Origin of the sequence: Nostoc sp. NMS8 (genome assembly GCF_017115045.1) — a bacterium.
Taxonomy (GTDB): domain Bacteria; phylum Cyanobacteriota; class Cyanobacteriia; order Cyanobacteriales; family Nostocaceae; genus Nostoc.
In genome coordinates this window covers 183,854-196,753 of record NZ_JABXKK010000040.1, presented here as the reverse complement: position 1 = coordinate 196,753, position 12,900 = coordinate 183,854, and the positions used below count along the sequence as shown (strand labels likewise).

Sequence of the window (12,900 nt, the reverse complement as noted above, 5' to 3'; positions counted from 1 at the left end):
TGTTCTTTGCGCCTCTGCGGTTAGTTTATCTTAAAAATAAAAAAATGTGCTTAGGAATCCCCGGACAAATTATAGAAATTACCAACGTTAACCATAAACTAGCCCTAGTTAACATTGGTGGTGTGAAGCGCGAAGTAAATATTGCTTGTATCGTAGATGAACAACATCCTCCCGAAGCTTGTATTGGCAATTGGGTGCTAGTACATGTTGGCTTTGCTATGAATCGAATTAACGAACAAGAAGCAGCAGAAACATTACAACTTCTTCAAGAATTAGCAGCAGTACAAGCAGGAATTAATACTTAAATAATATTTTCCCTCACATAGAAAAAGAGTTTCAAACATCTCTCACTCTTCCTTCGCGCCCTACCCTTCAGGAAGCCACTTCGTATCTATGCGTCCTTCTCTAACGAGACGCTGCGCGAATGCGGTTCGTTAAAAAAAACTCTCTACCACAAAAGCGAAATTAACAGATAAATAAAACTCACTACTCCTCACTTCCTATGAAATATGTTGACGAATTCCGCGAACCTGAAAAAGCTGAAGCCTTATGCCGCGAAATCGCCAAATTATGCCACCAGCTAGAGAAACCCATCAAAATCATGGAAGTATGTGGCGGACATACCCATTCCATATTTAAATACGGTATGGAAGAAATTTTACCCCAAACCATTGAACTAATTCATGGGCCTGGTTGTCCAGTATGCGTGATGCCAAAAGGGAGATTAGATGATGCGATCGCAATCTCCCAAAATCATAACGTCATTTTTGCCACCTTTGGCGACGCAATGCGAGTTCCCGGTTCCAACACCACTTTACTGCAAGCTAGGGCACAAGGTGCAGACATCCGTATGGTATACTCTCCCCTAGATAGCCTGCAAATTGCCAGAGATAACCCCGACAAAGAAGTAGTCTTCTTCGCATTAGGCTTTGAAACCACAGCCCCCAGCACCGCCTTCACCATTCTGCAAGCAGCAGCCGAAAAAATTCATAACTTTAGTATGTTTTCCAATCACGTTCTCGTGATTCCCGCCCTCAAAGCACTACTAGATAATCCCGACTTACAACTTGATGGATTTGTTGGCCCTGGCCATGTCAGCATGGTAATTGGCACTGACCCATATCAATTTATTTCCCAACAATATAATAAGCCAATTGTCGTATCAGGATTTGAACCCTTAGATATTCTCCAATCAATTTGGATGCTATTGCAACAGTTAATAGAAAATCGTTGCGAAGTCGAAAATCAATATAACCGAATTGTCCAAAAAAGCGGAAACACAGTAGCCCTGCAAGCCATAAATAAAGTTTTCGCAGTGCGAGATAGTTTTGATTGGCGCGGCTTAGGTGACATCCCCTATTCAGGATTAAAAATTCAACCTGAATATGCCCAATTTGATGCCGAACTTAAATTTACCATTCCTAACCTCAAAGTAGCCGACCATAAAGCTTGTAAATGTGGAGAAATTCTCAAAGGAGTCTTAAAACCTTGGGAGTGTAAAGTATTCGGTACAGCTTGCACACCAGAAACACCAATCGGTACTTGCATGGTATCTTCCGAAGGTGCTTGTGCAGCCTATTACAAATACGGGCGACTCTCCACAATTGCCAAAAGAACAATCACCCAAAAACCAAAAATAACTCAAGAACCCCTCCCCGCCTGCGGCTTCTCCTCAGAATAATACTCAGCGTACCTCTGCGCTTCCCAGCCTGCGGCAAGCCGCAAAAGCGTCTACTGCGTTCCTTTGCGTTTAAAAAAATTTTAATATGAATTTCCCCCCCACAAACCCAATACAAAATCCCCTATTCCAAAAAATAGAACAAGTCCGCCGCCGCAAAAGTAAAGTGCAAGACACTCATATAACTCTCGCACATGGCAGCGGTGGTAAAGCCATGCGCGATTTAATAGATGATATCTTTGTCAGCAATTTTGATAACCCAATTCTTTCACAACTAGAAGACCAAGCCAGCTTCAACTTAACCCCTCTCCTCCAACAAGGAGACAGACTCGCATTTACAACAGATTCTTATGTAGTAGACCCGTTATTTTTCCCCGGTAGTGATATAGGAGAATTAGCCGTCAACGGCACAGTTAATGATTTAGCTGTCAGTGGTGCTAAACCTTTATACCTAACTTGCAGCGTAATTTTAGAAGAAGGATTACCTGTTGAAATTTTACGCCGTGTCGCAAACAGTATGAAAGCAGCCGCAGAAAAAGCAGGTATTCAAATTGTCACTGGTGACACAAAAGTTGTACATCGTGGTGCAGCCGATAAACTCTTTATTAACACTGCTGGTATTGGTATCATCCCACGAGGAATTAACATTTCTGTTCACAATATTAAACCTGGAGATGCAGTAATAATTAATGGTGAAATAGGCAATCATGGAACAGCAATTTTAATTGCCCGTGGAGAATTAGCCTTAGAAACTAATATTGAAAGTGATTGTCAGCCATTGCATAGTTTAGTAGAAACGATTCTCCATATATGTCCTCAAGTTCATGCTATGCGAGACGCTACCCGCGGTGGTTTAGCTACAGTCTTAAATGAATTTGCTCTCAGTTCAAATGTGGGAATTCGTCTCTTTGAAGAATCTATTCCAGTGCGGGAAGAAGTCAACGGAGTTTGTGAAATTCTCGGTTTAGACCCATTGTATTTAGCTAATGAAGGTAAATTAGTTGTAGTAGCTGCAAAAGAGAATGCTAACAATATTTTATCTGCGATGAAATCCCACCCAGCAGGTAAAGATGCTTGTATTATTGGCGAAGTTATTACCTCACCCCCAGGTATCGTATTATTAAAAACAGCTTTTGGTGCTGAAAGGATTGTTGATATGTTAGTAGGCGACCAATTACCACGAATTTGTTAATTTTTAATAGATTTTATAGTATGCACGAACTTGGAATTACTCAAAATATTGTGGCAATTGTGACTGAGAATGCCAAAGGTGCAAAAGTGCAGCGAGTTTTATTACAAATCGGTAAACTTTCAGCCATTATGCCCGACGCTATCCGATTTTGTTTTGATATTTGTACTCAAGGCACAGTTTTAGAAGGAGCGATATTAGAGATTATAGAAATTCCCGGTTTAGCAAAATGTCGCCAATGTGGTGCAGAAATTTCTGTAGATAAACCATTTGGTATCTGTAGCTGTGGTAGCGTGCAATTAGATTTAATTACTGGTGAAGAACTGAAAATTAAAGAAATAGAAATAGAGGAATTATGTGTGTAATCTGCGGTTGTTCGGATGATGGTGAAGCTAAAATTACCAATTTAGAAACAGATGAAGCTGAACATAACCACCATCACCATACTCATACTTTACCAGATGGAACTGTCATTACTCATTCCCATAATCACGACACTCATATAGAAGCGCCTCAAATTCATGCCAAAATACACAACACAACGATATCCTTAGAACAGGATATATTGGCAAAAAATAACCTGCTAGCAGCCCAAAATCGGGGATGGTTTAAAGGTCGAAATATTCTCGCCTTAAATTTAATGAGTTCTCCCGGTGCTGGCAAAACAACTCTTTTAACTCGCACCATCAATGACTTAAAGCAACAATTATCTATTAGTGTCATTGAAGGTGACCAAGAAACTGCTAACGATGCCAAAAAAATTAAAGAAACTGGTTCTAAAGTCATCCAAATAAATACTGGAACAGGCTGTCATTTAGATGCCTCAATGATAGACAGAGGTTTACAACAACTGAATCCGCCACCGAATTCAGTTGTGATGATTGAAAATGTCGGAAATTTGGTTTGTCCAGCCTTATTTGATTTGGGTGAACAGGCAAAAGTCGTGATTCTCTCAGTCACCGAAGGAGAAGATAAACCGCTAAAATACCCGCATATATTCCGTGCAAGTGATATCATGATTCTCACTAAAATCGATTTGCTACCTTACCTGCAATTTGATGTTCAAAAGTGCATAGAATATGCTAAAGAAGTAAATCCCAAAATTCAGATTTTTCAGGTTTCTGCAACTACTGGTGCTGGTTTAGAAAATTGGTATGCGTGGCTAACTGAAAAGGTAACAAACTTGTCAGCACTAATTTCTTCTCGCTTGAAGAATATCTAATTTTTTTAACGAACCGCATTCCCGCAGCGTCTCGTTAGAGAAGGAAGAGAAAGATAATTTTAAAAACCTATGTAACTCTTCTAAAATTGCAACACCCTGCACTTTAAAAGTACAGGGTGTAAAACAGCTATATTTTGTGCGATTCCCAATTCTGGCCTATTTACCTCAAAGCCAATCTCGATAAGCTGATATTTCATTTACGCTGATTTCAAATGGCGTTCCTTTGCCAAATGGCGGATAAACGCGAATTTTGCCATTGCTAGCAAACCGCTCTAACCTATTACCTAACTGGGGAATATTGCTGACAATATGCCAGTAAGATACTAAGTCAGGGCAATCAATAATTAATGTGAGGATGCTAGCATTTGTTGTGAGATACCACTGACAATTAGATAATAGGACTCGCGTAATGCGATCGCAGGCTAGATAAAAGCATCTACCTGTAGACTGCTCTAGCTCCATTTGCAGCATTCCATCCTGTTTCGTTACCTCAGTGGGAGGTAAATCATCGGGAGGAAGCAAGTATAGTTTAGAAGACATAATTTCGCACCTCTTGGTTGTAGCGCGTCAAACTGTCCAGGTTTTTTTGCAAATCCGCAGACGAGGGTTTGAGTGCTAGCGTACCTAAATTTAATTCGTCCTGAAATTTCTTGATTTTGTCTCGACAAATCTCCACATCACCGATAATTGAATTCTCAATCAAATAATCTTCATCGAAACAAATATTTGTGCGATCGAATTGTTTTTGGTTGGGATTCGCACTATTTTTCAATAGTTCAGCCGAATTAGCTTTCATTTTCTGGCTAAATTTGCGAACGAAAGGTAACGCTTCACTCACTGCCTCGTCAAATGTTTTGCCAACATAAAAGAAGCGTGCCAACACGAATTTTTCCGCACCACTAGAATTTAAGGCTCGATATTTGCTAACAGTATCCTTCAATCTCTCTAGGGAAAATGGCGGCCCACCCATCAAGCTGAAGGAATGTTTAGCAGCCAACTCGATACCATCATCGCCGCCAGTGGCAACATACACTGGTATTTGACTCTGCAATGGTTTTGGGTAAATGGTCAGGCGATCGCATTGATAATATCGCCCATTAAATGATACATCAGTTTCATATAAGAGCTTTTGAATCAGTGCGATCGCCTCTAGCGTCTTAGGACGGGCTTCACTTGGCAGGGTCGCAAAATGCTTATTTTGTTGGGGAAAGGGGCCGCCTTTGGCAACTCCAAATAATAATCGTCCATTGCACAAGTTATCCAAAGTGGCAATATCTTCCGCCACCCGAATCGGGTTATGGAATGGCAGTAACACCGCCGCAGTGCCTAATTGGATAGTTGAAGTCAATCCCGCCAAGTGTGCCATTAACAGCAACATAGATGGGCTGAGATTGGATTCACTAAAATGGTGTTCGCTTACCCAAGCTTCCTCAAAACCCAAGCTTTCAGCCTGTTTTACCAGCGCGACTTGCTCAAACATGGCACGACGAGCATCTTGGTGAAAATTATCGTAATTGCAGAAAATTCCAGTTTTCATTACTTATGTTGATACTTTGTATTCACCGTAGGTGCTGGTTATTCTAGTGGTCGATAGGTTTGTAGTAAACATTTTAGTGCTTACTACAAAAGCATTTACCCCTCTCAATTAATGCCATGAATCATTAAGTTGCAACCCACTGCAATTCCAACCATAGACGTGGATTGTTCTCTTTGACCTTCGACATCGGATCGCGCAATAATCGCTTGGCATTCATACAAACAACCTGGATTAAACCCATATTGCCTGCAACTTCTCTGAGTATTTCTTTTTGAGCTTGCACACAGGAAATCATTTCGTCAGAGCAATAAATTCCTATATATTGCAAACGTCTGGCAGGTCGTCCCCAAAAACAGGTGATGACTTTTACATAACACCCATCCAGCAATTCTCCAACTTGCGGGTAGTAATGGTTGACGACTCTTGTGAATTCTTTGGCTAAGATATCTTCAGCAATCATTAGAACTGATATTTCTGTAGCGTCTATCACGCTATTTAATATAACATAATTTTATCAATTAAATATAGCAAAACTACCTTACTAGTTTAAATAAAATATTAAATATTACACAAAAAAAGAGGTGTACCTTCTTTGGTATCACCTCCGATTTGCGTAAAGCGTCTTTATACAATTAACCCTTGTCGGGTAGGCAACATGAGCGCCCAGTTTATATGACGCTCATGTTGCCCACCCCACAATATTGGATAATTTATTTCTTGGAGTTCCCTAATCGACAGGGATATTTGTAAAGGTGATACGCTCCCAAATACTATGATATTGAATTCTAACTTTTGGATTTTAATTATTACCGAGCATTGCGCTCACAAACTAAAACCTCGGCGATAATATCCGGCACAGTTACAAAATCTGTAAATCCTTCCGAACCACGGATTGGTGAAATAAATGTATAGTTCGGATCGCACACTCCAGTGTCATATACTTGAATAAACCACCGATCGGGAAATCCTTCTATACCTAATTCCACAGTGTACCAACTCTCGCCAATTAGACGAGAATTAAAGATTGTGAACCACTCTCGGTTCTCTTCTGAAATATTCCAATCTGCCATGAGCAGTTCTAAAGCTATTTGTCCCGCATCCGTTGAAGTCAACAGCATTTTTACTCCTTACTTGCAGCTTCAGTATTTGCAACTTCAGTACTGGGAACTTCTGGATATAAACCTAATTCTTTCGCTAACTCACGCGCCACAAAAAATAGAAATTGGGCACCATCTTGATTGCCTTCATGGGCAAACATAGTTGCTACTTGCAACATTGTTTGTACTAAGCCGGAATCAATCAATTCTGGTTTAGATTCTAAAATTGCTGGTTCTTGACCGTTAGGACATCTGAGTAACTCATCAATCAGATTAAAATATAGGCTTTGGCGTTGTTCTTGGTCTGTCATGCTAATTTTCTTGATTTTAGTAAATTGTGAATAAGTTACTGTTCGATACTTTGGTGCCACAGTCTTTCCAACATTTCAACTTGTTCTTTTAAAACAGCAGCACGATGAACTAGATATCTGTCGTAAAAGAGAATCCCTAACCCAACACAAATCGGAGTTAACAAGAAGAACCATTGCAGGATAGTGGCAAATTTATATTGTTCAGCAACAGTCAGCATTTGATGAACCACATTACGATCAGAGGATTGAATACTAGTCTGAGGGGAATGTGTACCCTCTATCTGGGGAGCCAAGGCGGGAGCATCTGTAATAGTGTGGTCAACTTGGTAAGCTAAATTCTGAGATTTTACTAACTCTAGATGTCGCTCCCAAATTATACCAAATACTACTAGTTCAGGTGAAAGCACTACTAAGGTAACGACGCAAACTGTAAGAACATTTAAAAGTTTGGCTTTCATCTTGGCTCTCCCTTGCCAGGTAGTATGCACCCAGTAAGAAAATATCTTTTGCTGTTTATCTAAAGTAGTTAGATATTTCTACCTATGAAACAGTTTTGATATTAAAATATGTGTAATTGGTAATTTTCACAATCATTAGTTGTCAGTTATTTTTCTAAAGACCACTGACTACTGACTAATAAAAAGTTACCACCCTTTTTACAAAACATAGGATTATTCAGTCAGAAATAACGCACTTAGATTCGGGCACCTGGTTTCATCCTACTCTCAAAAGAGAGATTAAGAAGTCCCCCCTAGTTCACTCAGCTTTCGCTCAGGAATGTTGGGGGGTAGAGGGGAATCTCTGCGTAAATCCTATACGATTTATATCAGCCCCTCTCCACAAAACAGTTTACCCCAGCCCTGTTAAGATTATTAAATTCATTAGAATAGTACTCAAAGCTTGTAATCCGCCCCTGATAAGTCTTATAAAAATTCATTGGGGTATGGGTGCTAGTGTTTTCAAGGCGGGGTTCTAGTGTTTTCGAGGTGGGGTTCTGGTATTTTTGTACTCAATCTAAATGCAATGTAGGCAATGCTTAAGGACTATTTTAGATGCAATTTTGGGCTGAGAAAATCTGCACTCAAAAGAAAATATTAATGTCTCTTGATAAAGATAGACTAAGAAATGAGAAATAAAAATTAAATGTTTTAAAAGTCAATGATCTTTCCATAAAAAATAGAAAACATAGGAAAAATTATTCATATATACAGAATTATCAAAAATTAATCTTAGCCTACGAGACAATAGTCAGCAGTTCCAAATGGTAAAATATAAGGGTGGTACGCTAGCTGTCGGCTGAAGTGATCGTCTCGTCAGAGAATGACGCAAAGGAAGAGAAGGAAGAGAAGCTTAACTGAACTGTATTGTTCTGAATTCTGACTCCTAAGTTCTGAATTCTTCTGATAAAAGCTCTTCCTAAGCTTTCATATTTTGTGGTTTAGTTAGAATACATAGTATATGCACTCATTGACACTAAACTGCAAATTAAATATATAAAAGCTTATTGTTATAAGTAAATACTCTGCACTAATATTTAGGATTTTAGGAGTTAAATAATGCGAATTGCTCAAGACATAACCGAATTGATTGGACGAACTCCTTTAGTTCAACTGAACAAAATTCCTCAAGCTGAGGGAGTAGTAGCAAGGATAGTTGCTAAATTAGAAGGCATGAACCCAGCGGCTTCGGTAAAAGACCGCATTGGGTTAAGTATGGTACTCTCGGCAGAAGCGGTTGGTTCAATTTCCCCAGGAAAAACCATTTTAGTTGAGCCTACTTCTGGCAATACAGGAATTGCTTTAGCAATGGTAGCAGCAGCACGTGGCTACCGTTTGATTTTGACCATGCCTGAGACAATGAGCCAAGAACGACGAGCTATGCTGAGGGCTTATGGCGCAGCTTTGGAGTTGACACCAGGCGCGGAAGGTATGCGGGGAGCAATTCGCAAAGCCGAAGAAATTGTGGCTAAGACTCCCAATGCTTTTATGCTGCAACAGTTCCGCAACCCTGCAAATCCCAAAATTCACCAAGAAACCACCGCCGAAGAAATTTGGACAGATACAGACGGAGAAGTAGATATCGTCATTGCTGGGGTAGGTACTGGTGGGACGATTACTGGGATTGCAGAAGTACTCAAACAGCGTAAGAAGACTTTTAAAGCGATCGCAGTTGAACCCAGCAACAGCCCAGTTCTCTCTGGTGGTGAAGCCGGGCCACATAAAATTCAAGGTATTGGCGCCGGATTTATCCCCGATGTTCTCCGCCTAGAATTGGTTGATGAAGTAATTAGAGTTAGCGATGAACAAGCGATCGCTTATGGACGCCGTTTAGCAAAAGAAGAAGGCTTATTATCTGGGATATCCTCTGGTGCAGCTTTATGTGCTGCAATTCAAGTAGGTAAGCGTCCAGAAAATGCCGGACGTTTAATTGTCATGATTCAGCCTTCCTTTGGCGAACGCTACCTCAGCACACCCATGTTTCAAGATTTATCTTTAGAAACTGCTGGCGTCCGTTAAGAAAATAGGGGGACAACGGAGTAATGAATCTCCCTGTCCTTCTTATTTGGCTCTAGCATTTCATTCGGTGCTTGTCTCTTGCTAGCTTTACCAATAGCGCCGATACTTCCGAAAGACTATTAATCTTGTGCCCATCATATAAAAATTAATACTAACGAGGTCGATTCTCTCGCCCGTTATAGACGCGTAAAATCACAACATCATTCTCAAGAATAGCGTAGTGAATTATAAAACCGTATTTACCAAAAGAAACTAAAAGTTTTCGTGATCCTGCTATTTCATCTACAATCGCACCTCGACGAGGATTCTGCTGTAAACTCTCACCTGAAGAGACAATTGCTTGTACTGCCCGTGCCGCTGCATCAGCATTATTAAGTTTGATAAAATCGTAATGACGATTTAAGTCGTCAATTGCAGTTAGAGTCCAAACTATCTGGGACATGGGCGTTCGGTATCAGTTCCTAAACTGTCTGCCCATTCACGCACAAGGTTATTCGCTACTCCTGAACCTGTGCGAAGATAAGCTTCGAGAGCAGATTGGCTCTGCTGAACCATTTGGGCTTCAGTAAGAGGTTGAAAATTTAATGCTACATCTATCTCACCGTACTCAAATGATGTTTCTGTGGTTTGAGTAGGTTGATTTATTAATAACTGCTCAAAATCTTCTAAATCCTCTGATGGACTAGTCAGCCATGTTAACAGGAGAATTTTTACCTGTTCTGAGGGTAAAGTTTCAATATGCTCTAAAATTTGCTGCTTAATATTACTTGCTGTCATAAGCTTTGAATTTTTGTAGTAGTTCTGCTGTAAATACTATCTAAACTTTAGCTAAAACACTGTAATTTACCAAATGCAGCATCTAGACACCACCAGCAACGTTTTTACTAGTACAACACGGCGTAAATAAACCACCATTCCAAATGAATAAAACACCTGATGGGGAGACAGAATAGGCTAAAAAGCTTATGAGATAAAGAATGCAGCAATTTCAATATGCCCATGCAAGGATAGCTTCGTAACATCTGAGATAAAAATAAGCATATTTTTATCTCAGATGTTACGAATACTAATTCACTCCAAAACTGTCTATTGATACTTGAGAGCATTGTTGCATCTCAAAGTTATCGAACAGAATTCAGGAGTCATATCATGTCCGCTAAATCACTTACGATATGTCATTGCGTACTCCTTCGGAGAACCCGCAGGGTACGCAACGAAGTAAAGCGAAGCAATCCCAAAACCTTTGCGATTGCTTTACTACGCTAAGGCTTCGTTCGCAATGACAAGTGTTTAACCGGACATGATATTAGGAGTCAGAATTCAGAATTTAGAATGAATTCTGCACGACTGGCGGATAGCGAGTATTCGTACTCTGACAAAGAAGCAAGCTACGCTTTTAGCGTCTGTCTACGACACGCTGCGCGAACGTAGAGAGCGTTGCGTCTTGATTCTGACTCCTGAATTCTTCTTCAATCTGTATTAATGCTTACAGTTGCCTTGCTTTTGGTGTTCGTGAGAATCGTTACTGTGATGATGATCTTTACCGTGGGAACAGTTTTGCAAATCTTGCTTCAAAAGCTTGTCGCTGATTTCTTGCAAGGATTCATCCATAGCTTGTAAGCCAATCCAAGCATCAATCTTTTGTACATCAAATCCTACCTCGCGCTGTTCGCCTACTTCTAATAAAGGACGGCGAATTAACAACGGTTCTTTCAGCATCAGCGCCAAAGCGGTTTGGGCATCGATTTTTTCAGGAACCACCTCACCAGATTTTATCTTGGGGGCGGAAAGATTAAACCATTCGGCTACGGGGCGATCGCCAAAAAATGAGCGCAATCGTTCAACTGTCCAAGGTTCTTTTAGCAGATTGTATGGTATCACCTCATGACCCGCTGCTGTGAGCAAAACTTTTTGCTTAGTACCACCTTTACAGCCTGGTTTGCTATAGAAACTTACTCTTGCCATGCAACTATCTCCTAATTACTTTTTAGCGCTAAAGCGCCAACTACGAACCGATGAAATTAAAAATTCCTAGCTTTATGGCTAACTAAGTCAAACTCAAACCTTTCATTCGGATCGGTTTCGCCATAAATATTAAAAGTCACAGTTGGTTCCTCACCCACTGCTTCTACACTGTGAATTGCATCGGGAGTAAAGCTAATAATGTCTCCTGGGAACAGAGTTACTTCTCCCGTTGCTTCAATTTTGTCCTGAAATTCTGGGCTATTGGTGCGTCGCCAAAAAGTATTTTTTTCTTGGCCTTTTAGCACCGCCACAATTCCCCACGTCCCGTGATTATGAATGTTTGAACGGGTTCCTGGTGCAAATGTTACTGTTTGCACCGTCAACGGAAAACCCAATTCATCATATAGGAGTAAAACAGAGGTTCCCGTTTTAGGCGAAGGCTCTAAATGTTGACTTCCCACCCAGTAGGAATTTACTATCAAGCGCCTTACGAGCATCCGAATTTCTGGCAGACAATTGGTTTCATTGTCACTGCTATTGAGAACATCTTCCACCTCAGTTAAAAACCGATAAAAGCGGTAATTTTCTCTCAATAAATTCCATGCTCTTACAGATTTACAGGCTTGATACTGACCGTCCCCTGTTAGCAGCCAATCCCTACCTTTCATAACTTTTAAATTGATAATGGATAAGATTGGATCACAATGATCGGTGAGACGTTAGGGATATTACCTACAGGGAATTTTGTAGGTATGTTGATAGGAGGAAAGATAGAGTTACTATCAGTAGCCGCTCCTAATAGAGAATATGATTTAGTAGATAACCAATTGTTCATGATTTTCACCTTGACTTTTCATTGCTGACTAATTAATCGTCTTCTTCTGCTGGGCGTGTCAAAATATCCAGCAGAATTCCAGAACCAAAATCATTCTTGTCGTCTATCTGTTGGACTCTGGTGCTGATTTCTTTTGCTTCCTCGATTGCTCCCAACTTTGCTAGTACTAATCCAGAAGCAGCATAAGCATTTAAGTACAATCGAATTTGTGGGTCTTCTTTGCGATTGACTAATATAAGCTTAAGTTGCTCCCAGTCATCAGGGAATTTTTCTACTTCTTTAATTTTATCTAATAATTTGCTTGTTGTTTGTAGTGCAAGAGAATAATTATTTTTATAATAGAAAAATCTATATGCTGCTATTAGGACATCGGTATTATCACCAGTCTGTGCTAAAGCTTGCTGAATATATTTTTCCGATTCTGATGTATTTTCCCAGTTTTGTGCAGCTAAAATTAAGAGATTTTTGATATCTTCTGGAACCTGGAACCATGAGAATTGGTTTGTATTAACTTGCATAATAAAGTCCTGGAGAGTTAGGAGTTAGGGGT

General features: G+C 40.1%; 17 protein-coding genes. 6 read left to right on the top strand and 11 right to left on the bottom strand.

From position 1 onward, the window contains the following. The first annotated feature begins 44 nt into the window (after positions 1–44). The 5 genes from HWQ39_RS06880 to hypB all read left to right on the top strand — a co-directional run bounded on the left by HWQ39_RS06880 (position 45) and on the right by hypB (position 4,089). Positions 45–305, top strand: a complete 261-nt coding sequence (locus HWQ39_RS06880) for a HypC/HybG/HupF family hydrogenase formation chaperone (RefSeq protein ID WP_292842897.1) — start codon at positions 45–47, stop codon at positions 303–305. Between the two features lie 197 nt (positions 306–502). Beyond that, positions 503–1,681 carry a hydrogenase formation protein HypD gene (gene hypD / locus HWQ39_RS06875; protein WP_292842895.1) on the top strand — a complete coding sequence of 393 codons (1,179 nt, stop codon included), beginning with the start codon at positions 503–505 and terminating at the stop codon, positions 1,679–1,681. Positions 1,682–1,766: 85 nt separating this feature from the next. Further along, the gene (hypE, locus tag HWQ39_RS06870; protein ID WP_292842893.1) at positions 1,767–2,870 is read left to right on the top strand and encodes a hydrogenase expression/formation protein HypE; all 1,104 of its coding nucleotides are present in this window, start codon (positions 1,767–1,769) and stop codon (positions 2,868–2,870) included. A 20-nt stretch (positions 2,871–2,890) separates the two neighbouring features. Continuing rightward, complete coding sequence (hypA, locus tag HWQ39_RS06865; RefSeq protein WP_292842891.1) at positions 2,891–3,232, top strand: hydrogenase maturation nickel metallochaperone HypA; 342 nt, start codon at positions 2,891–2,893, stop codon at positions 3,230–3,232. Continuing rightward, positions 3,223–4,089, top strand: a complete 867-nt coding sequence (gene hypB, locus HWQ39_RS06860; protein ID WP_292842890.1) for a hydrogenase nickel incorporation protein HypB — start codon at positions 3,223–3,225, stop codon at positions 4,087–4,089. The genes hypA and hypB overlap by 10 nt, the downstream gene beginning before the upstream one ends. A gap of 165 nt (positions 4,090–4,254) precedes the next feature. On the opposite strand, the gene HWQ39_RS06855 is transcribed toward hypB, so the two are convergent. The 6 genes from HWQ39_RS06855 to HWQ39_RS06830 form a co-directional block, all read right to left on the bottom strand. Continuing rightward, on the bottom strand, positions 4,255–4,629 hold the full coding sequence (locus HWQ39_RS06855; RefSeq protein ID WP_292739813.1) for a hypothetical protein: 375 nt from the start codon (positions 4,627–4,629) through the stop codon (positions 4,255–4,257). Beyond that, positions 4,619–5,626, bottom strand: coding sequence for an LLM class flavin-dependent oxidoreductase (locus HWQ39_RS06850; RefSeq protein WP_292842889.1), 1,008 nt, complete (start codon positions 5,624–5,626; stop codon positions 4,619–4,621). The genes HWQ39_RS06855 and HWQ39_RS06850 overlap by 11 nt, the downstream gene beginning before the upstream one ends. 124 nt (positions 5,627–5,750) lie before the next feature. Next, positions 5,751–6,086: a hypothetical protein gene (locus HWQ39_RS06845; RefSeq protein WP_292842888.1), complete on the bottom strand. Its 336-nt coding sequence runs from the start codon at positions 6,084–6,086 to the stop codon at positions 5,751–5,753. Between the two features lie 346 nt (positions 6,087–6,432). Further along, positions 6,433–6,744, bottom strand: a complete 312-nt coding sequence (locus HWQ39_RS06840) for a hypothetical protein (RefSeq protein WP_292842887.1) — start codon at positions 6,742–6,744, stop codon at positions 6,433–6,435. A gap of 2 nt (positions 6,745–6,746) precedes the next feature. Next, on the bottom strand, positions 6,747–7,034 hold the full coding sequence (locus HWQ39_RS06835) for a hypothetical protein (protein ID WP_292842886.1): 288 nt from the start codon (positions 7,032–7,034) through the stop codon (positions 6,747–6,749). 35 nt (positions 7,035–7,069) lie between these two features. After that, a complete protein-coding gene (locus HWQ39_RS06830) occupies positions 7,070–7,492 on the bottom strand; it encodes a hypothetical protein (RefSeq protein WP_292842885.1) in 423 nt (140 codons plus the stop codon). A gap of 1,098 nt (positions 7,493–8,590) precedes the next feature. Between HWQ39_RS06830 and cysK the strand changes: the two genes are divergently transcribed. Further along, entirely contained in the window at positions 8,591–9,550 is a 960-nt protein-coding gene (gene cysK / locus HWQ39_RS06825) for a cysteine synthase A (RefSeq protein ID WP_292842884.1), read from the top strand. Between the two features lie 151 nt (positions 9,551–9,701). Here cysK and HWQ39_RS06820 read toward each other — a convergent pair whose 3' ends face one another. The 5 genes from HWQ39_RS06820 to HWQ39_RS06800 form a co-directional block, all read right to left on the bottom strand. Next, positions 9,702–9,992 carry a type II toxin-antitoxin system RelE/ParE family toxin gene (locus tag HWQ39_RS06820; RefSeq protein WP_292842883.1) on the bottom strand — a complete coding sequence of 97 codons (291 nt, stop codon included), beginning with the start codon at positions 9,990–9,992 and terminating at the stop codon, positions 9,702–9,704. Beyond that, on the bottom strand, positions 9,980–10,327 hold the full coding sequence (locus tag HWQ39_RS06815; RefSeq protein WP_292842882.1) for a hypothetical protein: 348 nt from the start codon (positions 10,325–10,327) through the stop codon (positions 9,980–9,982). The genes HWQ39_RS06820 and HWQ39_RS06815 overlap by 13 nt, the downstream gene beginning before the upstream one ends. Positions 10,328–11,029: 702 nt before the next feature. After that, a complete protein-coding gene (locus HWQ39_RS06810) occupies positions 11,030–11,515 on the bottom strand; it encodes an ArsC/Spx/MgsR family protein (protein WP_292842881.1) in 486 nt (161 codons plus the stop codon). A 56-nt stretch (positions 11,516–11,571) separates the two neighbouring features. Then, positions 11,572–12,183, bottom strand: coding sequence for a cupin (locus HWQ39_RS06805; RefSeq protein ID WP_292842880.1), 612 nt, complete (start codon positions 12,181–12,183; stop codon positions 11,572–11,574). 199 nt (positions 12,184–12,382) lie between these two features. Then, positions 12,383–12,868, bottom strand: coding sequence for a hypothetical protein (locus tag HWQ39_RS06800; protein WP_292842879.1), 486 nt, complete (start codon positions 12,866–12,868; stop codon positions 12,383–12,385). Between the last annotated feature and the right edge of the window lie 32 nt (positions 12,869–12,900).